Origin of the sequence: Methylobacterium sp. J-043, assembly GCF_022829505.1 — a bacterium.
Classification (GTDB): domain Bacteria; phylum Pseudomonadota; class Alphaproteobacteria; order Rhizobiales; family Beijerinckiaceae; genus Methylobacterium; species Methylobacterium extorquens_A.
In genome coordinates, this window is sequence record NZ_JAKSYB010000063.1 from 1 (window position 1) to 23,438 (window position 23,438).

The 23,438-nt window shown below is 64.4% G+C and carries 32 protein-coding genes; 13 read left to right on the forward strand and 19 right to left on the reverse strand.

Going from position 1 to position 23,438, the window contains the following annotated elements; translation table 11 throughout:
* Positions 1–752 precede the first annotated feature (752 nt).
* Entirely contained in the window at positions 753–1,127 is a 375-nt protein-coding gene (locus tag MKK50_RS17960) for a response regulator (RefSeq protein ID WP_499024254.1), read from the forward strand.
* A 480-nt stretch (positions 1,128–1,607) separates the two neighbouring features.
* Here the strand turns inward: MKK50_RS17960 and MKK50_RS17965 are convergent, their stop codons facing one another.
* Positions 1,608–2,168, reverse strand: a complete 561-nt coding sequence (locus MKK50_RS17965) for a recombinase family protein (protein ID WP_499024255.1) — start codon at positions 2,166–2,168, stop codon at positions 1,608–1,610.
* Positions 2,169–3,301: 1,133 nt separating this feature from the next.
* On the reverse strand, positions 3,302–3,541 hold the full coding sequence (locus MKK50_RS17970) for a hypothetical protein (protein ID WP_499024257.1): 240 nt from the start codon (positions 3,539–3,541) through the stop codon (positions 3,302–3,304).
* 143 nt (positions 3,542–3,684) lie between these two features.
* Here MKK50_RS17970 and MKK50_RS17975 point away from each other — a divergent pair, with 143 nt between their 5' ends.
* A complete protein-coding gene (locus MKK50_RS17975; protein ID WP_499024258.1) occupies positions 3,685–3,879 on the forward strand; it encodes a DUF3606 domain-containing protein in 195 nt (64 codons plus the stop codon).
* Between the two features lie 10 nt (positions 3,880–3,889).
* Here the strand turns inward: MKK50_RS17975 and MKK50_RS17980 are convergent, their stop codons facing one another.
* The 4 genes from MKK50_RS17980 to MKK50_RS17995 form a co-directional block, all read right to left on the reverse strand.
* Entirely contained in the window at positions 3,890–5,386 is a 1,497-nt protein-coding gene (locus MKK50_RS17980; RefSeq protein ID WP_499024259.1) for a tyrosine-type recombinase/integrase, read from the reverse strand.
* A 257-nt stretch (positions 5,387–5,643) separates the two neighbouring features.
* Entirely contained in the window at positions 5,644–5,868 is a 225-nt protein-coding gene (locus MKK50_RS17985; protein ID WP_499024261.1) for a hypothetical protein, read from the reverse strand.
* 671 nt (positions 5,869–6,539) lie between these two features.
* A complete protein-coding gene (locus MKK50_RS17990) occupies positions 6,540–6,725 on the reverse strand; it encodes a hypothetical protein (protein ID WP_499024262.1) in 186 nt (61 codons plus the stop codon).
* A 129-nt stretch (positions 6,726–6,854) separates the two neighbouring features.
* Entirely contained in the window at positions 6,855–7,121 is a 267-nt protein-coding gene (locus MKK50_RS17995) for a PC4/YdbC family ssDNA-binding protein (protein WP_499024263.1), read from the reverse strand.
* 75 nt (positions 7,122–7,196) lie between these two features.
* Here MKK50_RS17995 and MKK50_RS18000 point away from each other — a divergent pair, with 75 nt between their 5' ends.
* The 3 genes from MKK50_RS18000 to MKK50_RS18010 all read left to right on the forward strand — a co-directional run bounded on the left by MKK50_RS18000 (position 7,197) and on the right by MKK50_RS18010 (position 9,098).
* On the forward strand, positions 7,197–7,541 hold the full coding sequence (locus tag MKK50_RS18000; RefSeq protein WP_499024264.1) for a hypothetical protein: 345 nt from the start codon (positions 7,197–7,199) through the stop codon (positions 7,539–7,541).
* Between the two features lie 8 nt (positions 7,542–7,549).
* On the forward strand, positions 7,550–7,789 hold the full coding sequence (locus MKK50_RS18005; protein WP_499024265.1) for a hypothetical protein: 240 nt from the start codon (positions 7,550–7,552) through the stop codon (positions 7,787–7,789).
* Between the two features lie 181 nt (positions 7,790–7,970).
* On the forward strand, positions 7,971–9,098 hold the full coding sequence (locus tag MKK50_RS18010; protein WP_499024266.1) for a hypothetical protein: 1,128 nt from the start codon (positions 7,971–7,973) through the stop codon (positions 9,096–9,098).
* 307 nt (positions 9,099–9,405) lie between these two features.
* Here MKK50_RS18010 and MKK50_RS18015 read toward each other — a convergent pair whose 3' ends face one another.
* Complete coding sequence (locus MKK50_RS18015; protein ID WP_499024267.1) at positions 9,406–9,732, reverse strand: HGGxSTG domain-containing protein; 327 nt, start codon at positions 9,730–9,732, stop codon at positions 9,406–9,408.
* A gap of 47 nt (positions 9,733–9,779) precedes the next feature.
* Entirely contained in the window at positions 9,780–10,829 is a 1,050-nt protein-coding gene (locus MKK50_RS18020) for a site-specific integrase (RefSeq protein WP_499024268.1), read from the reverse strand.
* A 395-nt stretch (positions 10,830–11,224) separates the two neighbouring features.
* Between MKK50_RS18020 and MKK50_RS18025 the strand changes: the two genes are divergently transcribed.
* Complete coding sequence (locus MKK50_RS18025; protein WP_499024269.1) at positions 11,225–11,995, forward strand: AbiU2 domain-containing protein; 771 nt, start codon at positions 11,225–11,227, stop codon at positions 11,993–11,995.
* Between the two features lie 36 nt (positions 11,996–12,031).
* Here the strand turns inward: MKK50_RS18025 and MKK50_RS18030 are convergent, their stop codons facing one another.
* The 10 genes from MKK50_RS18030 to MKK50_RS18075 all read right to left on the reverse strand — a co-directional run bounded on the left by MKK50_RS18030 (position 12,032) and on the right by MKK50_RS18075 (position 16,514).
* Entirely contained in the window at positions 12,032–12,199 is a 168-nt protein-coding gene (locus tag MKK50_RS18030; protein ID WP_499024271.1) for a hypothetical protein, read from the reverse strand.
* Positions 12,200–12,477: 278 nt separating this feature from the next.
* The gene (locus tag MKK50_RS18035; protein WP_499024273.1) at positions 12,478–12,723 is read right to left on the reverse strand and encodes a hypothetical protein; all 246 of its coding nucleotides are present in this window, start codon (positions 12,721–12,723) and stop codon (positions 12,478–12,480) included.
* A gap of 121 nt (positions 12,724–12,844) precedes the next feature.
* Positions 12,845–13,150 (reverse strand): hypothetical protein, encoded by a 306-nt coding sequence (locus MKK50_RS18040; protein WP_499024274.1) that lies wholly within the window; start codon positions 13,148–13,150, stop codon positions 12,845–12,847.
* Positions 13,151–13,209: 59 nt separating this feature from the next.
* Entirely contained in the window at positions 13,210–13,857 is a 648-nt protein-coding gene (locus MKK50_RS18045) for a nucleotide-binding protein (RefSeq protein ID WP_499024275.1), read from the reverse strand.
* 62 nt (positions 13,858–13,919) lie between these two features.
* The gene (locus MKK50_RS18050; RefSeq protein WP_499024276.1) at positions 13,920–14,057 is read right to left on the reverse strand and encodes a hypothetical protein; all 138 of its coding nucleotides are present in this window, start codon (positions 14,055–14,057) and stop codon (positions 13,920–13,922) included.
* A complete protein-coding gene (locus MKK50_RS18055; protein ID WP_499024278.1) occupies positions 14,048–14,371 on the reverse strand; it encodes a hypothetical protein in 324 nt (107 codons plus the stop codon). Before MKK50_RS18055 ends, MKK50_RS18050 begins: the two co-directional genes overlap by 10 nt.
* Positions 14,362–15,099 carry a hypothetical protein gene (locus MKK50_RS18060; RefSeq protein WP_499024279.1) on the reverse strand — a complete coding sequence of 246 codons (738 nt, stop codon included), beginning with the start codon at positions 15,097–15,099 and terminating at the stop codon, positions 14,362–14,364. Before MKK50_RS18060 ends, MKK50_RS18055 begins: the two co-directional genes overlap by 10 nt.
* Positions 15,096–15,503, reverse strand: a complete 408-nt coding sequence (locus tag MKK50_RS18065) for a hypothetical protein (protein ID WP_499024281.1) — start codon at positions 15,501–15,503, stop codon at positions 15,096–15,098. The genes MKK50_RS18060 and MKK50_RS18065 overlap by 4 nt, the downstream gene beginning before the upstream one ends.
* Before the next feature lie 70 nt (positions 15,504–15,573).
* Complete coding sequence (locus MKK50_RS18070; protein WP_499024282.1) at positions 15,574–16,107, reverse strand: hypothetical protein; 534 nt, start codon at positions 16,105–16,107, stop codon at positions 15,574–15,576.
* Positions 16,108–16,211: 104 nt separating this feature from the next.
* Positions 16,212–16,514: a hypothetical protein gene (locus MKK50_RS18075; protein ID WP_499024284.1), complete on the reverse strand. Its 303-nt coding sequence runs from the start codon at positions 16,512–16,514 to the stop codon at positions 16,212–16,214.
* Between the two features lie 394 nt (positions 16,515–16,908).
* Between MKK50_RS18075 and MKK50_RS18080 the strand changes: the two genes are divergently transcribed.
* From MKK50_RS18080 to MKK50_RS18110, 7 genes are all read left to right on the forward strand, one after another.
* On the forward strand, positions 16,909–17,199 hold the full coding sequence (locus MKK50_RS18080; RefSeq protein WP_499024286.1) for a hypothetical protein: 291 nt from the start codon (positions 16,909–16,911) through the stop codon (positions 17,197–17,199).
* On the forward strand, positions 17,196–18,014 hold the full coding sequence (locus MKK50_RS18085) for a GNAT family N-acetyltransferase (RefSeq protein WP_499024287.1): 819 nt from the start codon (positions 17,196–17,198) through the stop codon (positions 18,012–18,014). The genes MKK50_RS18080 and MKK50_RS18085 overlap by 4 nt, the downstream gene beginning before the upstream one ends.
* A complete protein-coding gene (locus MKK50_RS18090) occupies positions 18,014–18,208 on the forward strand; it encodes a helix-turn-helix transcriptional regulator (RefSeq protein WP_499024288.1) in 195 nt (64 codons plus the stop codon). Before MKK50_RS18085 ends, MKK50_RS18090 begins: the two co-directional genes overlap by 1 nt.
* A gap of 100 nt (positions 18,209–18,308) precedes the next feature.
* Positions 18,309–18,551, forward strand: a complete 243-nt coding sequence (locus MKK50_RS18095) for a hypothetical protein (protein ID WP_499024290.1) — start codon at positions 18,309–18,311, stop codon at positions 18,549–18,551.
* A 1,383-nt stretch (positions 18,552–19,934) separates the two neighbouring features.
* Entirely contained in the window at positions 19,935–20,201 is a 267-nt protein-coding gene (locus MKK50_RS18100; protein ID WP_499024292.1) for a helix-turn-helix domain-containing protein, read from the forward strand.
* 155 nt (positions 20,202–20,356) lie between these two features.
* The gene (locus MKK50_RS18105; RefSeq protein ID WP_499024293.1) at positions 20,357–20,608 is read left to right on the forward strand and encodes a 3',5'-cyclic-nucleotide phosphodiesterase; all 252 of its coding nucleotides are present in this window, start codon (positions 20,357–20,359) and stop codon (positions 20,606–20,608) included.
* A 369-nt stretch (positions 20,609–20,977) separates the two neighbouring features.
* Positions 20,978–21,391 carry a DUF1236 domain-containing protein gene (locus MKK50_RS18110; RefSeq protein ID WP_499024294.1) on the forward strand — a complete coding sequence of 138 codons (414 nt, stop codon included), beginning with the start codon at positions 20,978–20,980 and terminating at the stop codon, positions 21,389–21,391.
* Between the two features lie 285 nt (positions 21,392–21,676).
* Here the strand turns inward: MKK50_RS18110 and MKK50_RS18115 are convergent, their stop codons facing one another.
* The gene (locus MKK50_RS18115; RefSeq protein WP_499024296.1) at positions 21,677–23,317 is read right to left on the reverse strand and encodes a methyl-accepting chemotaxis protein; all 1,641 of its coding nucleotides are present in this window, start codon (positions 23,315–23,317) and stop codon (positions 21,677–21,679) included.
* Between the last annotated feature and the right edge of the window lie 121 nt (positions 23,318–23,438).

Consider the following 23,438-nt stretch of genomic DNA (forward strand, 5'->3'; position numbering starts at 1 on the left):
CGACCCTGCGAGACCAGAACATCCACTTGGCGCAGCTTGGCAACAATCTCTTCAGCCGTATGCTTCTTCCGTCCCATGAAACATCCTCCACATGGCTCGAAGCCATACCTCAGGGAGGACCACTTTTCAGGAGGCAGGCCATTCCGGCGTGCCCAAGTGCCCGTCCAAGGTCCGTGTCCAAGACCCGCGGAGCATCTTCGATTGTATCGCGCCGTACGACGCCCCTGAGAAGTAAGCCGTGGAAGCACCTGGGCAGGCTCGCGGTTGGGGACGGCTACCAGCGCAGAGCGCTCATCACGCCAACAACCCCGAAGATCATCAGGACCGCGACGCCTCGGGCGAGAAGCTGGAACCCCAGGCGGCGCCTAAAGCTGTCGCTACGGTAGGTCGGTAATAGCCGCTGAGCCGCAAGGGTGGCGACCACACAAAGAGCAACGACGAGCCCGATAGACAAGAGTTTCATTTGATAGACTGTGCAATCCGGTGGCGTAAGTCTTCCTAGCCTGTTTACAGCCAAGCCGCCACGCTCAGGTCACGCGGACTACCAGATGCCTCGCCTCGCGCAGTCTTATGTACTGGTGGGTGTCCTGAAATTCCAGGAGACCCTCCGCGGCTCCCCGCGCGACCGCCGGAACGCATCGTCCTGCCCCCCTGTTCTCTCCCCGAAATGGCGCGCTCACAGCCGCTCCGCCGTAGGGTCGATTGGGATGGACATGGTTGGAGGAAGCGCGAGCAAGCCAGTCGCGGTGGTCGTGGACGACGACTTCCTCATCCGTATGGACGTCGCCAGCACCCTCGAAGATGCCGGCTTTGACACGCTCGAAGCCTGTGACGGCGACAAAGCCATAGACCTCTTAGCGGACGTCTACGAGCGCGTGGAGGTGCTGTTCACGGACGTCCAGATGCCGGGCAGTCGAGACGGCCTCGCCCTGGCCCGTGAGGTGTCTAGGCGGTGGCCGAACATTGGCATCGTGGTCGCATCTGGGACCAGACGTCCGGGGCCGGATGAGTTGCCCGAGAGTGCAACGTTCATCGGCAAGCCGTTCAGCGCGGAAACCGTCCAAGAGCACCTCTGCAAGGTGCTGCCTAACGAGCGCCGGCCGGAACCTCTCCGCAACCGGCCATAGCGCGGGAACCTGTGCCAGCTCTCAAACGCGAACTGGCTCTGGCCCGAAGTGCGCCATGAACCTCAGGCCATCCCACAGGTCGATCCCAGCGCCCCGCTTCATCGCCGTGGTGAGGGAAATCGCTTCGTCATCATTGCGAGCCGCTAACGGCCCGCTCGCCACCACCCTGCCGTCATCGGTCAACGTGATTGTGCGGTAGGCGGTTGGCTCCTCAGTCGCGATGGGAGGATGCACGACAAGGGACATATTGATGCTCCTTTCCAAGCAGGCGGGAGACACGTCTCTTTCTGCCGCTGGCTCCCATGGTTGTGACCAGCGGTGCCAGCAACCTACGCCTTTCGCTGTGAGAGGCCACTACTTGGATTAGGCGAACGGTGGCCTTTCGCTGCTTCTCAATGGCGCACTGGCGGCCTTCAACGCGGGCGTGAGGCTTGCCGCTCAGTTCCTCTCCGCGGGCCTGTAGCGCCCTCCCAAGCCCCTCTACGCGGCAGGGACGGCCGGGTTCAGCGCCCGATGCACGGACCCCTTCCCGATGCCCAGCTTCGCCGCGATGGCACCCATGCTCATGCCCTGGTCGGCAAGCGCCTTGATCTCCTCTGAGCGTGCCCGAACGGTCGGCTTCCGGCCCTTGTAGGCGCCCTCTGCCTTGGCCTTCGCGATGCCCTCGCGCTGGCGCTCCAGCATCATCTCACGTTCGAACTGAGCCACCCCGCCCAGCACGTTGAGCATCAGCTTGCCGGTGGGCGTCGTGGTGTCCACGCCCAGGTCCAGGATGCGGAGGGCCACACCTTTGGCCTCCAGGGTCTCGATGATCTTCCCCAGGTGGACGACGCTACGGGCGAGGCGGTCCAGCTTCGTGACCACGAGAACGTCCCCGTGACGGGCGAACTCAAGGGCCGCTTCGAGCTGCTTCCGAGGGGCCACGGAAGAGACCTGTTCCTTGAACAGCTTCTCGCATCCCTGGGCGGTCAGGTCCCGGAGCTGGGCCTCGAAGCCGGCGTCTTGGTCCAGCGTGGAGGTGCGGGCGTATCCGATGAGCATGAGGGTCGTTCCGGGTCCAAGCGTTCCACTAGGTTCCTAGACATATGACCATTAGCCGTTCCGAAACGCAAGACCATTCTTTTGGAACCTCTCCGTTGATCCGCTGGAACGTTCCGCTGGAGCAAGGTCTATTGGAACGCTGGGACCGCACAGTATCGTCATGGTGCCGGCATCAGATAGACGTGATAATCGGCGCTCTCGACAAGCATCCCGCGGCTCGGCATGGAGGGAAGCAAGGTGTCTCGACAGAGACCCAAGCTCTCTCCCTCAGGATCAACACGTTGCGCAACCGCGTCCGGCGGACATTCACCGTCGAAGCCAAGTCGAGTGGCACAGCCCGCTACGTCTCCATTCCCTCCAAGCAGCCCCGAGTGCCACGAAAGCGGGACGGACAGCCTGAAGTGGAAACCTTGTGGCCCTCGCTCGATGGTGTCGCTCCCGCCTCACAGGACCTCGCTAAGGCCGCCCCGGAGCATCGCCGCATCCTGCCGAGCCTCCTCATAGCGGAGGTGCATGAGTCCGAACCGGAGGCCGCTGTTGATCCTGAGGAGCTTCCTCGCGTTCACCGGGTCCCATCCCCCATCGCCCCAGCCGAGAGCGCTCCACGTCGCCGCGGCAGGCCCCGGAAGGTGCCAGCCCAGGAAGCCGTTGAGGTGGGCGGTGAGGTGGTCGAGCAAGCGGCCCCGCAGCCTGCACAGCTCGTGGTAGAGACAGCCCCCATCATCGTCAGTCGGCGCCGACCGGATAGGGCTGGGAGCGAGAAGCTACGCCTCGGAGAGCGGTGGAAGCGGCGCCTGCCCATGGCGTGCTGGTAGGCCGGCAAGGGCCGTAGGGCGCCCCTCCGTGCTACGGCTCGGGTCTCGTGAGGGGATGAGCCGGGCCACTCTCCGCGGGCGCTCACGTGCCGCTGAACGCGCCTGTGCGGGCGTGCTCGATGCCGCGGGTGGGCGCGTGCCTGGGCGGGCGGAGGCGGGCACCCCAGGGGGCACGGGGGGATTTCCGCGCGTGCCGATTGATCGATGCCCTCTCAGATTTTTGCTCGAAATATTTTGGGGGTTTTCTACGGGGCGCATACGAAAACGCCCGCACTCTCGCACGGGCGCATCGCAGTCATTCTACGGGGAACCGGGCTTCTAACGGTTCTTGTCCTTCGTGGTGCGGCTGTCCTGGGTCTTGTTGCCATCGGCAGCGGGGTTCGCACCGGGAATTGAGGAGTTCGGGGTTGATCCGGCCTTGTCACCCGACTTCATCTTATCGGCTTCCTTCGCGGGGGATGCGCTGTTCTCGGGGGTTGATGAGCCACTCTGCGCAGCGGCTGAGCCGGCGAGCGCCATAGTCAAAGCCGCGGCGGCAATAAGAGCTGTCGAACGCATCCGTTTCTCCAAAGATGATTGCTCACCTACAACTCAGCGCCCCATCGAAGTTTCCGGGGAAATTTACGGCTATGCTTTTAATATACCCATATTGATTTTGCGCATTGCAATCAGTCCGATGACCCAAAGTCACTCTCTACCGTTTGCATCTTCTGACAGACCCACGTGCATCGGAGCGGCGGTTTCATCTACGAGGACCGCTCGACCTCAGCGAACGCAAAGCCGTCGAGTTCTGGATGAAGCGATGGGGCGTCACTCAGGACCAGCTCACCGCCGCACACCGAAAGGTCGGCCGCATGACCAAGGACATCGACGCTGAGCTGGGCAAGAAGCGGTAGGCGACCAGCGTCAGTGAGGCACCGGAATGCGCGCAATGGCATCCCTCATTGTCGCGAGCGTGACCGTCCCATAAGCCTTCGCGACGCTGTCCGGGGCGTGCCCCACGATGGCATCTGCCACGCTGTCGTTGATCCCCGCCGCGCGCGCGAGGGTCTTAAAGCGGTGCCTCCAGGCATGTGACGGGTCCTTCCGGTTCGCGCGGCCGGTCTCCAACCCCAACTCCTTGACCCAGCTCGCAACGTTCTTCGCCACGATCTTATGGGACGGCTTCTTCGCGTCCGCCTTGCGCCGCTCAGCGTTGAAGAAGAGGGGGCCTTCGCGATCCCCGACGAAGGCCATGAAACCGGCTTCGAGCACGGCCGGATGCAGCGGCACGGTGCGCTCTGAGCCGGCATTCTTCACGGACCCAGCCTCCGCCGTGATGCGGACAGCCGGGATGCCGTCCTTCGTGATGACGTCTTCGCCCCGAAGCTGAGCCATCTCTCCGACTCGTGCGCCTGTCGTCGCGCAGAGGAGGGGGAGCCAACGAATGGCGGGGCGATTCTCCTGTGCAGCGGCGTTCAGGATGGCCGCTGCCTCAGCATCATCGAAGCCTTGCATCCGGTCCTGGAGGCGGACCTTGAAGGCCACCGCAACGCCTGCCGCGGGGTTGGACGAGACGCGGACGTTCTTCGCGCCCCACTCGAAGGCAACTCGGAGGGCCGCAAGCTTGCTGTCGTTGATGGTCTTTGGTGAGCCGCCCGCGGCAACTAGGGCGTCCTTCCAGCGGACCACATCGGCCTTCGTTACCTGCCCAGCATCGTCCTTGCCCAGGAAGGCGAGGAAGCTCTCACAGTGCTTGCGCCACTGGTCCACGGTGCTCTGAGACGGCTTTCGCTCTCTCGCCCAGCCATCGAAGAGGTCCAACAGATTGACGCTGGAAGGGGCCTTGGTCGCCTCCGGAAAGGCAGGGAAGCGGCCCGCCTCAGGGTCCTGGGAATAGTCCCCTTCGGCCCGCCTGAGGTTGAGGAGCGAGGCTTGTCGGTCCGCGGACAGGAGTTGCTCCAGAAGGCGAGCACGGCTCTCCGCGTCGATGATGAGGCCACGGCGAGACAGGAAGCCGTCAGCCACGGGCCCCAGCAACTCCTCCAAACTCTTGCGACGTCGCTCCGCTTCGCCCACTCCAATCTTGAGTCCAGCCCGGCCAAAGCCGAACTTACCGAACTCGGCTTGGAGGTTCTGAGCTTCCCGAATGGCCCACCCTTCAACGGGACCGGGGTCATCCTCCACGCGCTCAACAAGCGTCCGGTACGCCTCGCCAGCGAGCGCTACGGCCTCCTTGTGGGTGAGCCTCCGGGGGCCCTCCCGCACGGAGCGCCAGACGGCTTCGAAATAGGCCACAGCGACCGCCTGCCTCTCGCGCGCCTCTCGCGGGTCACGGGTGCGGAGCGACGTACGGATGTCCTTGCGGCCGGGCGTGATGAGAATGTCCGCAGACTCGTCGCCCACGGGGATGGCGAGTCGCATTCCAACTGCGCGCCCCGCGATGTCAGCGGGGATGCGTTGGACGAGCTGATGGAATGTGGAGCCGGGACGCTTCATTGGACGGGGCATCTGGAGAGGCATGTTGCACGTCGCTGTTGTACAGCGAGGCAATCCCAAACCCATTCAAAATCAGATGCTTATTGCGGCTCAGTGGCTTAGCCAGCTGATGGTGCCCAGGAAAGGGGCGCCCAAGATGAGCAAGATCAATGACTTGCTCGAATGTGGGACACGAGTTCATCTCACCGGATCATTACGCTTTTCTGCGTAGTGTCCCACGGCCTGAGAGCCAGGGAGGGAAGGGTGGACGGCTCGCCATTGCGGTCGCAAAGCAGGCGATAGCTCTCGACCCCCTCTGGGCTCAGCAGCTCGCCCCACTCGGTTATAAGCACGACGCACCACGCCTGCCACTTCTCGCCTGGCAGGACGGCGCCGAAGATCTTCGGATCCTCCAGCGCCTCCTGCACGCTGCACAGTCGGTTCGGTGTTCGGTCGCCAGTTCGTCACCCGACAGCCTACCAGGACGGAGCTCCAATGCGGGACCGGATTGCGGACGCTCGTGCATCTCACCCAACTGGCTCCACGGGCGATGCTCGTGCTGAGGCGGCCGGAGCCGTCGCCCCACCCTTCAAGGCGCAGGTCGACGGGGCGGTCGCACGGGGCGGTTTTCACCGATTGCCAGGATGGCACAGGATCAGGCATGCGCAGCGTTCTCTGGGTGCAGCAGGGCGGGTGACAGGATGGCGGATTGGATCGTAGCGCATGCGACCGCGCCGAACATCGGGGCTGTGGCTGGCGGCGCTTCGGCCCTCGCGTGGCTGTGGTCCGCTTTGATCAGCGCGAAGGACGGCGTGACGTGGCTTAGCAGGCCGCCAACTGACGTTGCCCGCGCTATGCGTATGCGCTCGGCACTGAACGCCGTTGCCGCGTTGTTTTCGGCAATTGCGGCTGGATGCGCGGCGTGGACGCTTTGGCACCCGTGAGATGCCGGCCAAGGCAGACATGATCCGCCACGAGGTTGAGCGGCGTCGGCATCAGGTAGAACGGCACCAGGGCGGTGTTGCTGTCGAGGTGGCGCTGCTTGCTCGACCCACTCGGCCTCACGCTCGGGCCGGGTCTCGACGATCACCACGTCCTGCTACTGCCGGGCGGCTCGGGCGCAGGACTCGCCGTAGAGCGCGGCGAGCGGGGCGCCGGCCACCACGAGCGCCAACCGGCAGCGGGCGAAGTAGCGCCGCAGTGACCGCACGTGAAAGGCGCCCGGTCCGAGCGCTGCCGCCATGTCGTCCCCGATGACCACGATGTGCGGCCGGTCGACGGGCACGACGAACCGCTCGCGGCCCTGGCCCACCGCCGGACGATGAGCCGGCTCGCTGCCGGCATGTCGTCCCAGGGGAAGGTGTGATCCTCGACGATCGCCTGCGCGATCTCGGCCGCGGGATCGGATGCCATGTCAGGCCGCCGGCCGGCGAGGCTCGGCGGCATCAAGCAGCCCCTCGGCTTCGGCCGCGCGCACCGCCTCGGCAAGCGCCTCGTGCAGCTCGGGCAGCGGGTCGACGCGGAAGTTCAGCCCGTCGTTGCCGGGCCGCATCGTGCCGTCCTCGGCCTTGAACCAGACGCGAAGGCTGGCGATCTGCCGGCCCTCGTATTCCTGCAGGCCGATGCGTATCTCCTGGCGCGCGTTCTTGCGAACGGACGCGACGGTGCGCTGCTCGGGCATGGTGGAATTCTCCGGTGAGCGGGTGCAGAACGGCGGTGCGGGCTTGGTGTCCTGCGGCGGACAGAGGCGGTCAGGATGGCGATCCCGGATTTTATGCAGGAGTGGGTCGACGCGATCCGGCTCAGCATTCAGAGCACCGACGGCATGGCGGCGCAGATGATCTACAGCAACGCGGAAGGTAATCTGACCAATATTCGGGGATACGTCCGCAATCCGACCGATATCGACGAGTTGGGCAGCGAAGTCCTGCAGAGTGCGCTTAACTTCGCCGTCAAGTATGAGCAGAATTGGAAGCGCGGCGATAGGGACGCCGCCGAGGTGCGGGATGCGCGGCGCGCTGCCCTCGACGCGATTGATGCCCTCGATGAGAGGCTGAAGACGGTGGAGCTCTCCGGAAGGGCTTCGGCGCTCGGCTACTAACGATCGCCTTGCCCTACGTCTTCGAGGTGCCGGCAGGGCCCGAGCAGGATGAGATTACCGAGCACATCCGCAGCGGCGCCCGTAGGGTTCGTCCGCAGGCCGAAGTCTCGATCCATCCCGGCGCGATGGGATTGCGCCGGGTTGTGGTCCGCTGCGACAAGCCGGAGGACGAGAAGGCGATCGCCACTCTGATAAAGTCGATGTTCGTGCCGCACTCGGCAACGATGAAGGGTGGATCGACGCCTTGACGTTGGCGTCACTGCGCCGAGCGTCTTTCTGCGATGTCGTCTGCGCGCTGGATCTCGCTCGCGATACGAAAGCCGCGCTCAATCTCGTCGGCCGAGATGTCCGGCCAGACGTTTGCACTGCTCGCATGCGGCGCAAGTTGCGGTGAAACTGCCCTGTCCGACTCGGAGCAGGACGAACGCCGTGGCCGACACAAGCTTCATCATCACCCGTGAGGATCTGTACCGCCGGGTCTGGGAGGTCCCTTTCAAGCAGTTGGTCGAAGAGCTCGGGACAACCTATGCCGATCTGCGGCGCATCGCTGAGACGATGGGGGTGCCGCGGCCGGCAAGTGGGTACTGGAAGAAGCATGCTGCCGGCATTGCAGGTGAGCGTCCACCGCTTCCAGAGCCGACAGCCGGACAACCTGTCTCGATGAAGGTCGAACGTGTTGACCTTGCTCGGAAGGCGAGCCGTGACCAGTGGCAAGCTATGGAGCGCTTACTGGGAGACCTGAGGGTCCCGGAGAAGCTGATCCGCCCACATCCCCTGGTCGCCTCCTGGATCGCGGCCCGACGTAGACAAGAGAGGCACCTTCCCCGGCAGAACACCGCTTCTACCTCCCTCTATCAGCCCAACGGTGCCGATGGGCGGCGGCATCGCATTCTGCAAGCGCTGCTCCCCGCCCTGGAGCGGCAGGGTGCAAAGATCGTCGGCGAGTACGACGAGGGGGTCATTGAGGCCCGATTTGTCGGGACAACCATCGCCTTTCGGCTACGAGAAAAGCTTAAGCAAGTCCGGCGGCCACTGAGCGAGGACGAGTTGCGCCACGGATGGGGGACCGAAAAAAACTACCACATCGAACTGCATCCCACCGGCCTGCTCTCCTGCAAGATTGAGACCTACACGAGGATCGGATGGCGCGCGTGGGAGGACGATCGTGGTGGCGCCTTGGAAGGGCGATTGGTCGAGATCGCGGGAACCATCCTCATGGCCCGCGACAGTCAAATAGATGCTGCTCGAGAAGCGCGCATACAGCACGAGCAGCAGATGGAGCGGGAGCGGCAGCAGGCAGCCGCCGCAGAGGCAAGACAGCGCGAGGAAAACCGGTGGGGGACCTTCGTGGAACTGGCTCGGCGATCAGAAGAGGCAGAGCAGTTGCGAGCCTTCCTGAAGCGTCTGGAGTCGATGGCCCCGCCAGGCGAGCAACTGTTCGGGGATCGCACTGTCGCGGACTGGCTGTCCTGGGCCTATGAGCGTCTCCATCGTAACGATCCTTTGGCCAACGGTAGTGGCGAGGTCTTCGTTAAATTGGCCCGGGGCACGCTCTGACGTCTGACGGCAGCGCTCCTTGAGCCTGCTTATGGCTGGTCATCAGGGCAAAACGCTAGCAGGCGACGCCTGATGATATCCACGTGCGGCTTCGTGAAACGTAAGCCTGCACCCTCTCATTTCCGCTCATTTTTGCTCACCCCGCCGTTCATTTCTATTCATCCGGCTGGGCTCGCACTTGGCGCGGCTTCGGACGCAGTTCGGTTGAAACCGGTCGCCGCGCTATGGCGAGGCGCCGTATCCGAGCGGATTCACCCTCAAATTGAGCGGAATCACTCACAGATTGATCGCAGATGAGCGGGGGCGATCAGCCGAGATGTGGCGCTTTCCGGTTCGACCTTCGAGCCCATGGCCTCTTCCGGCAGATCCTCAGGAAAGCTTTCGCCTCGCGCTCGAACGCGATGGCCTCGTTTGTCCGCATTCCGTGCTGATAGGCTCCGTTGCGCTCACCGGTCGGTGCGCCGCTGCCCTTGGCGCCTCCATGCATCCGGCATCGGGCCTTGCCCTTCACGGCGGGGGATTGGCACTCGAACCCGGCTCGCGTCCTGGCGCAGCATCGCGGCGCCGACCGAAAGAATGAAGGCTGACGGTCTACCCCAGTGCAAGGGGTTGGTGCTGGATATGGCGATTTCATCAGGAAAACTCCCCTCCCCACAATCCCGGCCGACAGGCTCGACGCCGCTATAGAAACCCGCCGCCCGCATGATCCTTGAAGGCGTTCGCTCGGCGGATGTACCCGACGACGGTGCGGGGATCGCGGTGTCCCGACACATCCATGATGCGGGCCATGTCAGCGCCGCGCTCGGCCGCGGTCGTGATGAAGCCTGATCGTAGGGAGTGCGCCCCGAACAGCGCCGGGTCGAGGCCTGCAGCCTGAAGGTGGCGCTTCACGATGTCGGAGACGGCTTGCGTGGTCAGGCGGGGGCCAATGCCGGAATCCTCGGCATTGGCACGCACCCTCCCCGACCGCGACACCGGCCGGAACAGTGGTCCCTCGTAAATCTCGGCCGCATCAAGCCACTCCCGCAGCAGCGCCACCGGCCGAATGAACCGCCCATGCGGAATGGCCTTCTCAATGCCCTGCCCCTCTTGGTCGGTCTTCGAACGACGCAGTGTCACCCGCAGGCCATCGGGATGCTCGGCGAGGTCCGCCACGTCGAGCGCTACCAGCTCGGAGCGCCGGAACGCACCCGCGAAGCCGAGAGCGAGCAGTGCGCGATCACGCTTGCCAGCCAGCGTGTCCGGGGTCCGCATCAACATCGCCGCGACGATCTCGGCCGTGGCTGCCGCCTTCCGCTTCGGCGCAGCGCCAACCCGCCGGCGGATGCCTTTCATAGCCGCTCGCACAGACTCGTTGATGGTTGGGTCCGGTGCCCCAACGAGCTTATGCGCGTACCTGATCGCGGCACAGCGCCGGCCGATGGTCGAGGCGGCCCGTCCGGCCTCCGCCTCTGCGACAAGGAAGGCGGCCACGGCCTCGGGGCTTGCCGGCAGGGATCGGAAGCCGTACCGGCCGCACCAACTTTGAAAGACCAAAGCGTCCCCCATGTAGGCCTTCAGGGTCGCGTCGGCTTTGCTAGCGCGCTGGTATGCCTGGACGATCGCGGCGACCTCAACGGGCAGGCTGTCGGCCGAACGCGAAATGCTCGACTCCCCGTGGATTGTCTCGACGGTGGGTACAGGCTCCGCTGGCACGCCAGCCGTGGCGGCTCTAGCCTTCCGGGTCGGCATGCGCTCCCCCATCCCGGCCGAAACGTATCGCCAAGGTATCGTGCCAGCCGGAAAGTGCCTCAATGCCGCGCATCCGCATCCGCGCTTCGACGCTGGCAAGCACCCGCTGCCAATGCTCGGCCGAGATCGCGGAAGGCGGCGCGTCGAGCCCAAGATTGCGCGCGGCCTGGATCGCGGTTTCGCTCCACTCTTGAGATAGGCTAAGACTATCGTTGGAAGCGCTTGCGATAGTTCCTCGCGAACGCTAAAGCTTTCGAGAATGGCATTTATCGCAAGTTATGGCAGTTCCATCTTTTCCACAAGGCAGGATGGCCGGGTTACCGGTATCCCGGAGTACCTGAGTTCAGGATCAGACTGGTTTGTGGGTTAGCTCAGCCCGCGCTACGCCACGTCCCATGCCTCGGTTCCCTGACAACCTGACCAACGAGCGCCGCATCGAGATTGCTCAACAGCGAGCCGATCGGTTCATCGATCATGTCCGCGACCTCGCCAGCGTGCACGAGGCCAACAAGATCGTCGTCTACTCGAAGGCACTCTCCAGCCAAGTTCCCCAATCGCACGCGGCGTCGGCCTTCAATCAGATGCAGAGAAGCATGCTGATGTTCGAGCTGGTCCGCCTCTGTGCGATGTGGGACCCATGCCGCGAGGATCGGGAGAGCGCCCCAACCATCGCGGACCTGATCGATAAGCCGGAGATCATCCGGAAGATCGTAGATGATCGGCACAGCAGGTACGCGAACGAGCCGGAGCCCTTCGACTGCAGTCCGACCAGCGATCCGCTCATTCAGAAGGCGCAGGACGAATGGTGGGAGAAGGATCGGCAGGAGCGGGCTGATTTTGAAGCTAACCGGACACGCGAGCAACTGACTGAAGCGTTGGACCGGATCGCCAAGATGCGGGCGAGCCCCATCCTGAAGTCCATGCGCGATTTCCGGGATGAAAACATCGCTCATAACCTCGACCCCAACCGCTCATCGGCGGGCGGCCAGCGGCCTCGTTACGGTGATGAGCGTCCTCTCCTGCGAGAGACGGTTAAGGTCGCCGACCTCCTCCACCGAGGGCTCAACGACACTCACTTCTTCTGGCTTGATGCGCGCCGCCAAGCCCGGCGGGATGCACGCGCGCTCTGGCTCCGGTGCCGGTTCGACATCGATCCAAACGAGTAGAAGCCCAGGCTTCCTGAATTTCAGGGATGCCTGCAATCAGGAGGGTCGGCGGACATCGACCGGCAGATGATCGAAGCCGGCAACGATCGAAGCGTAGAAGCGATGGAGGCCGTCGTAGACGACGAACGGGTAGAGTTGCGGGCAGCCGTCCAACGGCGTCACCGGCAAGAGGATCACCGGGTCGATTTCATCCCCGGCAACCATTCTCTCCAAGACGCGAACGAACCGATGCTGCGCCATGCCTCGCCAATCCAGGGGGGTGGTGAGGTTACGACGAGGTGGCTGAATGTCGGCGAGCGGTACAAGGGCGGCTGGTCCTGCGGGATGATAGCCGCGACCGGGCAGCGGCCGGCTGTACGAGGAGAGCGCTCCGAGCCAATCGCTGGGGACGTCAAACTCGCACGGATAGTGCGGCATCGCGAACCGTATAGTGCTCTCCTTATGTTAGTAATGTCTATGGCTCTAGCCGAGTCCGGTCGATCTTAGGCTACTTCCTCTTCCATTTTCCCTGCTTTGTGATCTTGGATGAAGGCTTCGATGTCATTGCGAATTTGAGCATGGGAACGATCATCCTCCAGGTCAAACATCGTTGCCTGAAAAATTAACATTGTTTGCAGGACCTCAGACGGGATTTGGTCAAAGTGAACCGCTAATGCCGCACCCAAGCGGAGCACGGTTTCTCGATCGGACTCGTTGCCCGGGAAGGGGCGCTGCTTAACGACAGGCATTCGCATTCTCCCTGTTGAGCACCGAGCATATGCCAGCATGATGGGTCGTGCGAGGGATCGGAAGCGAATGGAGGGGGCGGCCTAGCTCGGATTTCGAACTGAGCCGCTATTCATGATGCCGTTATTTCACCGGCTGACGCCGCTCAACCACGGGCGGCTTGCGGTGCTTCGTCAGCACGTCGTTGAACGCCTCGACCATCAGGGTCTCTAGCGGCACATCGAGATCCTGCGCGAGCCGGGTCATCTCCAGCCAGCCGGCCCGGTTCACGCGGACCTGCATCGTCTTGATGTCGGAGGGGCCGGGGGCCGGGGCGGCGCGCTCGGGCTGGGCTTCGACCTGGCTCTCCGGCTCGGACGACGACGCGGCGGCTGGGACCGGTTTCCGCTCAACGAGGTTCGACAGACTCGGGCGCTTCGGGGGTGCCATGATTCGCGGCTCTCAGGTTTGCAGGAATTCGGGAAGGCAGGGTGCGCGGTATGCCGCGTCTACGGCTTGCGGGGGAACTCGCGAGCCAAATTGGTGACGGCCAACCACATGGCCGCGATCTCGGTCGAGGCGCGGCTGTCGGGGTCGTACTCGTTCACCGCCTGCCCAGTGATGAGGGCGTGCGACAGGCTCGCACGCTGGGACACCTGCCCAGGCAGCACGGGCGCGCCCATCTCGGTCAGTACGGATCGAGCCTCCGCGACGATGGCGGTCTCGGCCTCGCGCGTGATAGGCGGCGCGGCATTGATGACGCACGCGATCGGCGCCTTGAGGCTGCGGGCCATTGCAAGCGTCGCCGCGACGGCGTCGAGGTCGAACGGTCCTGGCCGGACCGGAATGACCGTCACTGTCGCCCGCGACATAAGAGAGGCAGTCAGGGCCGCGTTGTGCGGCGGGCTATCAATTACGGCCCAGGTAATCCCCTCATCTGCCGCGGCGTCGAGGATGCCGGCGATGCTGTTCGCGTCGGCCTTGGCGAGGATCGGCGTCTCGGCCTCGCGGCGGCGATGCCGGAACGCGAGCGAGCCCTGCGGATCCGCGTCGATCAGCAGCGTCGGCCCGTCCCGCTCGGCCAACGCGCCGAAGTGGGCCGCAAGCGTGCTCTTACCGCTGCCACCCTTCTGCGTGGCGATGAGGATCACATGCATTGCGGAGGGCCCGAATCACGGGAAGGCGGGAGCGCGGCGCGCAGGGATGCCGCAGTCCCGGCTTACCTGTCGAGGGCGGGCAGGACACACAGGAGCCGCTCCCCGAAGGCGAAGTAGGCCAGAACCGCAGTGGTCACGAGATGGCCGAGCAGTCCCCCGTGGCAGGATGCGGTTAAGAGATGGCCAGGGTTCAGCCGCATAGCGTGCCCTCCTCGGCCATCTCGCAGTAGCGGGCGACAAGGGCGCAGCGGTGCGCGTTGGCGCCCTCGATCATCGCGTGCCGGACCATGGCCGCGGTGACGGTCGGGTCGCCGTCGAAAGCGGCGCGCAACACCGCCTCCCAAAGCTTCTCCGCCTCGGCCGCCCGCGCCTGCGCGCGCTCGGCCTCCTTCTTGATTGCGGCGATGCACCGCCGGAGCCGGGCAATCTCCATGTCCGGCCGGGCCGCCGCCCGCCGCACCTTCGACAGCCTCGTGACGGCCTTGCCGTTGTCGGTGATGAGGGTCAGGCGCATGGCAACAAGTCCTCGTCCTTCATTCCCGCTACCGCCAGGATCGCGCGGGCGAGCACGCCGCCCTCTAGTTCCTCATCGTCGGCTTCGACGTGAAGCCGCTGGACGAACCGAGCCAGGGCCGCGAGGCCGGCGAGCGTACGCGGCGCCATGCCCCGGATTTCTTCCTCCAAGGCGACCATCCGACCACCCGCTTGAGCGACACGCTCAGCCGCTGCGGTGTAGCCGCTGGCTCGTTCCACCTCGGCGATTTCTTCCTGCCAGCGGTCCCAGGCCGCCACGATCTCATTGGTTCGCGCCTGCCGCTCGGGCCACGCCACCTTCTTCGTGACGTGCGTTGCGCCGGAATGCGCCTTGTCGCCCGGTCCGACCGGCACGTTCCGCACCCGCATCTGCTGACCGCGCAGCTCAGTCTCAGCGCGCCCTCTGACCCAGAACCAGACCTGCCCATCGGACCGCGTGGTCGCCTCCCAGATGAGCTTCAGATCGTGGTCGTTCTCGCGCCAGAGGAGCGCGGCCGGCATCTCCGGCCTCTCCGGATCGATCGCGGCGGCGGCATCGGCCGCAGAAAGATACTCGCGGCCGATGGCTTCATGCTTGGCGGTGAGGGCAAAGAGTTCGGCGTCGGGGTGCGGCCCGGCGAGAGAGGAGGCCGCACCGAGCGGCGCGGCGGCGGAGAAGGCCGCGCCGCCCACGAGGATGCCGCGACGGGAAAGCGGGAGGGTGTTCATCGACCGCCCTCCCGCCAATCGTGACCGACTGCGCTCAAAACAAGCGCGGCGCGAGTTGATGGGGCGTGTGCGGGAGGCTGACGGAAGCGGTCGGGATCGGTCGCGCGATCCGCGATCGTCCAGTTTTCCCGACACCATTCACGGCGCCATGCCTGTGCGTCAGGCATGACGTGCGGATGACTGAGTCGCTGGGGATGCGTCAGCGGCTCCATCTCGATCAGCGTCTCGCCGTACTCAGTCGCGAGCCAGTCGCGGTAGCGGTACATCAGGGCGAGGGTGACAGGCTCAGCTACTGCGGACGGGCTGCCGATCAGCGTAACGCCGCCCCCGATGAGGGGGAGCGAGACGAGGCCGCGGAGGAAGCCGCGACGACTCGGGGAAGGTGCATGGGGGGATCTGGACACGGACAGCGCTCCGCTTTTCAGGATTGAAGGGAAGCCGGCTCGCCGAAATCGCGGGATGCCGGCGGACGAGTCAGAGGAAGGTGGCGAAGCTGGTCAGGCCGATGCCGCCGACGATCAGGACAAGGGCAGCCAGCGTTTCGCCGAGATGAGAGAGGCCGCGTCCAAAATGGACGGGGGTCGAAGCGGCGACGGGCCTGAGGCTGATGACCGGGCCGATGAGGCGGCCAGACGGCAAAGCGATCGGGAGGCGCTGGGCCCGCTCCACGCCAAGGCAGAGCGACAGGTCTGTCTCACGGGCCTCGGCGATGGCCCAGGCATTCGGGCCGCCGACGACCTCGTGCGCGTCGGCGTTCACCGCCTCCTCAGTCAGCCACCAGCGAAGGTGACGGATCAGGCAGAGCGCGCCGGCCCGCGTGGCGCAGGGCGTGGCGAGCAGGGCGTGCAGCGCTTCGTAGGTCTCGGCGTCGGCGGCAAGGCTGGCATCGCCTTCGGGGGCAACCTGAAAGACGGACCACGCCTCGCTGTGGCGATCAATCGCCGCGAAGATCGGGTTGGCGTTGTACGGCACGGTCTCGGCGTCAGGGTGAATGGTCAGGGCGCGCATCATCGTTCGGGCTCCGGTGAGGGCTCGTGAGGGAAGCGGGATCGAAGGGGTTGAGGAGGGCCGGCGTTGCGGCTTGCAGGTCTCCCGGCTTCGCGGGATGCCGGTTAGTGAGCGGCGCGGGCGCGGGTGGTGCGAGCAGCCTGCCAAGCAGCCTTGAGCGAGACCGACATCGCGACGGGCCAGGTCGAGCCGTAGGAAAGCTGATGTGCCTTCGCGGCGGCGGCAGCTGCGGTCATGATGCCGGCGCGGTCGAACGAGCCGTCGGCCTTCACGAGCGCGACCTTACCGAACCGGACCATGCCCTCGACGCGGCCGCGGGCCCCGAGGAAGCCGGCCGGAACCTGGATGCGGTCGGCGCGGAGGCCCTGAAGGGCGTTGGACCAGGAGAGGGAGCGGCGGGCGGACATTGAGGCTTGGCCTGCTGAGGGTTTCGCGTTACATCTGAGGTGTAAAGGGCGACCCTAGAGGTGTCAACACCTCAGCGGCAATTTATTACCCCTGAGGTGCAATCTTGCTTACAGCCGAACAGTTGCGCGCCGCACGAGCGCTGATCCGGTGGGATCAGTCGGATATCGCGTCGCGAGCTGGCGTTTCGCCCGAAACGATCAAGCGACTTGAACGAATGGATGGGCCTTTGCTCGCAACGAAGGCGGCGACGCTGCAGGCGTTGCGGAGCGCCTTTGAGGCAGCGGGCGTCGAGTTCATCCCTGCCAACGGCGGCGGTCCTGGTGTCCGCCTACGGCACGCGGGAAGCCCCGCATCCGCCATGAGCGGTCATGATCAGGGTAATGGGTAAGCGCCATGTCAGAGTTGACCATTCGCATGCACTATCTCGACTGTCACGGATTTGTGCAGGAAAGCGACGAGGACTACGATCTATCCAATTTCGCCGGCTTTTTACCTGCTGTCGGCGACGCAATCCTCGCGCCTGGGGTGCCGCAAGGGCTTGATCGAGCCGAACCTGCCAACCGCGAGATGCTGACGGTTGTGGAGCGGGTGTTCAATCCTCGTGACTTGCAGCACTACGTCGCTCTGGTCTGCAAGAGCCGCCCCGCGAACGAGGGTGACCGCGAACTGCTTCCCCCAGCATGAGCGCGACCCCATCGCCCGAGCCGAAATTCCGAGCCGCCACTGCCAGAGACCTTGCTGCTATTGAGGCGTGGCTACGCGAGGAGCGGGAGCAAACGGGTGGAGGGTTCTTCTGCAACTGGAACATCATCGCGAGTCTCTTCGACAGGCAGGAGATGTTCGTTGTCGACGTCGCCGGCGATCCGGTCGCCTTCCTGGTGAACGACGGCGTCGCTCACATCATCGCCGAGGTACGACCGGATCAGCGAGGCCGAGGCTATGGACGGGTGATCGCCGAGGCGATGACGGAGCAATCGAAGGCGAGGGGACTAAGCGTCATCGAAATCGACTGTGCGCCCGAGACCTCGGTATCGTTTTGGGCGAAGATGGGCTTCACCGTAGTTCGGTCGCGCCGTGGCATGGGCGGCGGGGTCTATGCGTATAGGGAGATCCCTCGGCCGCTGGTGCTGGGCCAAGGAACACGGGTCTCCTTCGCGGTACGGTTCTACGATGAGGAGGCTCACCACTACGGCCGCGAGCCATTCCGCGCCTATCAGGGAGAAGGTGAGGCGCGCGGCAGTCGGCGCGTGGCACTCCCAGAAAGGGCGATCTGCTTCGGCCCGGAGACACAGTACCTTCTCGATTGCTACGCCGAAGTCGAGGTTGATGGTCAGTTGCTGTTCCGGGACAAGACGAAACGCCAAGAGGCAATTGCCCTCGGCGTACAATGCGATGACGGGGGCACGCCGTTCATCGAGATGATCCTCCTGCCAGATGGGGCCGCAGAAGCCTTGGGGTCAGGGCTCAAGAGCCGGCGTAAGCCGAGGGGCACAGGTTGATGGAGCCACCCGATCCAACACGGTTTGTAGTTCGCTTTCCTGATGTTGCCCGCGAGCTCGGCATTTCACCAACTACACTGCGGCGGCTCTGCAAGAACGGAGAGGGTCCGCCCCTAATCCGTCTCAGCGAGCGGCTCCTCGGGGTTCGGCGGGGGGGGGAGCTTGATGCCTGGATCGAGACCCGCAAAGTGTGACTACGATGACGGGCAAAGAGATCGACGCCATGCTCCAGTCCGTCTTCAAGACCCGACCGGTGAAGTGGCACTCTGCTTTGATGGCAGCTGAGGGGTTTTGATGCCCGACGATGAACTGACCAACGATCCGGCATTCGCCCGTGCCCGCCAGACGGCGGCGGCACTTGTCGCGCTGGTCGGCTCTGGGAGGAACGCCGAACCTGAGAAGGCTGCCGAGTTCCTTACACGAGGCATCCTGATGTCGTGGGCTCAGAATGGCGGCCTGTCGGGGGCGAGCACCGACCGCCTGAAGACGGTCTCGGATCGCGGACTGGCTGGCCGTGGCGCCGAGCGGTCTCACTGACGCTGCCATGGTGGCGGGCACCCTGATCTTGGCCTGAGCCGAGCGACGTGCGACGATCGCCGGATGGATGACGGTGCTGTTATCGTGACCGTGCGAGCCGAGCGCATCGGCGAGGGGCTTCTGCCTTGGGGATGGACGATCTACCGAGGAGCTTCGACGGAGCCGGTCAGGCGGTCGGGGCCGCGCTTCGCGACGAGCTTCGAGGCGATAGACGCAGGCAACAATGCCGCTGCGCCGTATCGGCGTCAGGCTCGTCGAGGTACGCCAAGTCCGCAAGGTTGGACCTGATGGCCCATTGCTGAGGGGCTAGCCGGTGGCGTGAACGCCCTCGCTGAGCCACAAGATCATCCCGAAGCCCTTCGGAACCGCGGAGGCCAGCGCGGCCAGCCTGCGCAATCTTCTTGACCCAACGGGCGAGTCCCCCCAAAGCGCTACAGGTTGCGAGACGAGTGCCCAGATGGGCCGTCCCGGCACCTACCCTGTCCAAAACCGACCCAACCAGACCGCGCACCCGCAGGCCGAGACCGGGTGTTCGTCGCCTATGGCGATGGGGCACTCGGCTATCGGCGTCCGCGGGGCGTTCAGCGGTTGCCCTTCCTATTTGGATAGGAAGGCGATTCGCCGCCTGTCGACCGCAACCAGCCCGCCCTCTCCCGAGGCGCGGGCTTTTTACGTCTGGAGTCCCATGACCATCTTCGACATCACCCACGTTGAGGCCATCGCCTACCTCCACGCGGCGACGAAATTCATTCGTGCCACCACGGACCTTTTGAAGCTGCTGCGGGAGGGCCGAAAGGCAGCGCTGCCTCCCAAGCGTCGCGCGCCTGGCCAAGAGGGTAGGGCGAGCCAAGGCAGAACCGGTCAGCTTCTCTTAACTCGCCGTGCCGAACCTAGTACCGGATTGCCCCGGCGCCCCTCAGGTGACCGACGAAAGCGATAGCGGCACAGAGCAGCGGCCAACGCTTGAGATTGCTGAAATGCCGCAGACTCGATACGTGTGCGCCACCGACCTCGTTGCGGAGTTCGGCTTCACGGAACGGCACTGGATCCGCATGGCAGCGGCCGGCCGTGTACCTGGCGCTCGACAGCCGTTCGGACCCCGATCGCGCTGGGTCTTCGACCTAGACGCCCTGAGGGTCTGGTGGGGCTCTTCCGAGAAACAGGAGCGGCCTGCCTGGTCGGCGCCGCCACGCCTAAAACAACCCTCGCGCGGCAGTCCCAAGCCTTGGACTGGTCGCATCGACTTGAAGAAGTCGCGTAGCGCGGTGATGGCGATCCATGCGCAGAACCAGAAGCGAAGGCCGTGAACCTTCCCCTCCAAACTCTGTGCTCAGATAGGGCTCCATCATGCCATCAACCTGCTCTTGCAGGCGCCGCAGCCCGGTGTTCGTGCCGCTCGCTTATCGAATCGAGGATGCAGCCGCTGCCATCGGCATCAGCCGATCGACGCTGTTCGAGCACATCAAGGAGGGCCGAATCCCGTCGCGGAAAATTGGCGTCAGCACCGTCATCCGTCACTGCGATCTGGAGGCCTTTCTCGATGCCGCGCCGTTCTCTGCTGCTACGGAGGACGCATATCGCCGCCGCAAAACCGAGACGCACGGGTCAGAGGTAAGTTCACGCTCAGCTAACGCACTTCGGCCATCTTGAGCGAGAGCCGCGTTGCGTATCGGCTCCCCGTCGTGTGGACACGACACGCCCCGCCAGCCCGTGAGCAGATCGGGCGGCGGGGCTGCTACATTCGAGGAACGATCCCAGCCTGTCGCTCATTCCTGCCCGTCCACGTCGGGCTCAGGAAGCATTCTATGCCTCGCCTCGCTACCCTCGGATTGCTGCTTGCAGCATCATTCGTCGTCGCCTCGGCATCTGCCGCACCGGAGAGCAAGCGCGGCAACCCGGATCTTAAGAAATACTGCACGGGCGATGCTTTGAATCTCTGCGCGGGCATCGACTCCGACAGCCCCGAGATGGACGCTTGCTTCAAGAAGCGTCGCACCGAGCTATCCGAAAACTGCCGCCGCGCCATCACTGTCTACGAAGCGCAGGGCGGCAAGTGATCGGACATAGCATGCGTAAGGTCGTTCTCGCGACCATCATCGCCGCCGCCATGTTGGGAGGTGCATTTGCGCAGACTCAACCTCCTATCCAAAGCCCAGAGGACGCGACTTGTCGTAATGATGCGAGGGATCGCCTGCTCGGCGCTCCCAACCCCAAAGGTTTGTCTCCCTTTGACCTCGGCGCAGAACTATATCACGAGTGCATGAAGCGGCTCGGCGCCCAAGGAGCTGAGGCGACAAAGCCCAGGGGTTGATTGGAGAGGTGTCTCTTGGGGACACCGTCCGATGTCACAGTCCATTAACCCTGCCTCGCCGATCATCCGAACTCGACCGCATGAATGGGTGGGTCGTGCTGCTGGGTATCATTCAATGTGCACCAAACTCACTACGATCCTCATGACAGTAGTGGCCAGCATGAGCGTCTCCGCTTACGCGCAGGGGCTCCAGCGCGGCGTGCAGGAAGGCGCCTCGCGTGGGGAGGAGATGGCCGGTCCCCTGGGGGCTGTGGTTGGCGGAGCGATCGGTGCGGCCGTCGGGACCGCGAACGGCATTCTCGGCATCGATCGCCGTGAGCGCTTCCGCATCTACGCTCGGGCTGAGCGCCGCCCGTCTTTCATCTACCGTGGTCCGGTCCGCGTGGGCACCATTCTGCCGGACGAGGGTCCGGTTTACTACGACGTACCCCGCGAGTTCGAACTGGCCGGCTACAACTACACCATCGTGAACGAGCATCCGGTACTCGTCGAACCGGGCACTCGCCGCGTCGTCGAAGTGATCAATTGATACGGCCACGATGCCGGGACGAGGGTGACGCCGTATGTACGTGCACCTTCTTTCAAGCTCCCGTGGCCGTTCTCTTTCCAACCCTCGAACCTTTTCTGCCGAATCCTAAGCTTGCTCAGTCCTTCGGCTTGTCAGCACTCTTGTCGCCACCCGGCAGGTCAGCCTCCTGGCCCGGACGCTCTTCAGGCTCGCCGCCGCATGTCCGCTTCCGCTCGTAGATGGGGCGGAAGCGGACGTTCGACGCAAAATTGATTTACTGCGCACGCCAGCGGAGATGGGGGTGGGTCAGGCTGCCCGAACAGTGGCGAGGAAACGAGCGACCTCGGCGCCGAGATGCTCGGACTGCCGCGACAGCTCCGAGGCAGACGACAGAACCTGAGTGGCCGCCGCGCCCGTCTCCTCCGACGCCTGAGCCACCCCGGCAATGTTGCCTGTCACCTCGTTCGTCCCTGCCGAGGCTTGCGCGACATTGCGCACGATCTCCTGCGTGGCCGCACTCTGCTGCTCTACTGCCGCCGCGATCGAGGATGCCACGCTGTCGATTTCCCGGATCCGACTAGTGATCCCGCCGATCGCCGTCACCGCCTGCTCGGTCACCCCCTGGACCTCACCGATCTGGCGCGCGATCTCCTCGGTCGCCTTGGCGGTCTGCTCGGCCAGCGCCTTGACCTCTGTCGCCACCACCGCGAAGCCCCGCCCCGCAGCCCCTGCGCGCGCCGCCTCGATCGTGGCATTGAGCGCCAGAAGGTTTGTCTGCCCGGCGATCCCTGAGATCATGCCGACCATGTCGCCAATCCGGGCAGCGTTCTGGCTGAGCGCCTGAACAAGGTGCGCGGTCTGGTCAGCCTCACCCACCGCCGCTTGCGCAAGGCCTGCCGAGCCGGAGACTTGTCGGCCGATCTCCTGCACTGACGAGCCCAGCTCCTCGGCGGCCGCGGCGACCGTGTTGACGTTCGTCGAAGCTTCCTCGGCAGCGGCCGCCACGCTCGTGGACTGCGCGGCCGTCTCCTGGGCGGTGGCGGTCATCTGCTGCGCGGTGGCCTGGAGCTCGGTGGCGGAGGACGAGACCATGCCGACGATGCCGCCGACCGCGTGCTCAAAGCCGTCGGCGAGTTCGATCATAGTGCGCTTGCGCTCCGCGGCAGCGGCAGCATCGGCGCGGCGCTTAACCTCGGCCTCCTCGGCCGCCTTGCGAGCAACCATGACTTTGATGCCTTCGACTGCTTTGCCGACGGCGCCGATCTCGTCGCCGCGGCCAGCCTCTTTGATTTCGGCGTCGATCTCGCCCTGGGCCATCCGCCGGAGCACGCCCACGAGGGCACTGAGCGGCCGCGTGATGCCGAAAACCACGACCAAGGCCGAAAGCGCCATGGCGCTGAGAAGCCCGGCCAAAGAAGCGCCAATCAGGACCGTTTTAGCCGTCGCGACAGCTTGCTCGGCATTGTCGCGGGCTTGCCGCAACTCAGCATTCAGCCGTTCGACGCGACCTTGGACAAATTCTCGCATTTTGGTGCGCGCGGCGGAGGCTTCGATCAGCAGGACCTTGGCAGCTGCGTCGTTATCGTTCCTGAGGCCGAGGGCATTTGATTTATCCAGAGCGCCAAAAAACTCCGTGAGGATAGCCTGGAGGGACTGGTTGGTGGCTTTCCGCTCTGGCGTGTCGGCCATTGCAATCAGTGTATTCGCAGCCTCGCGCGAGGCTTTCACTGACGCGTCGTAGCGAGTTCGATAGGCTGACATCTCCTGCTCACGCGTCTCAAGAATAATATTCCGCGCCAGGATAGCAGCGTCGTTGGTATTGACCTGGATGCTCAAGATCCGTTCGAGCCGAACGGCCTGCACATCGACGATTTCGCGCATCTGCCCCGCGAGAAGATTGAGCCCGCCGATGGCATAAGCTATCAATCCCGCAGCGACGGCAGCCATGATTAAGAGTGGAACAACCGACTTAATCAGTATCTTAGAGTTTCGCAGCATAGAACTACCAAGGGCCTCGTTGAACTATCTTAGGTTAACATGGGATGATTGAAAATTTGTTAAAAATCAA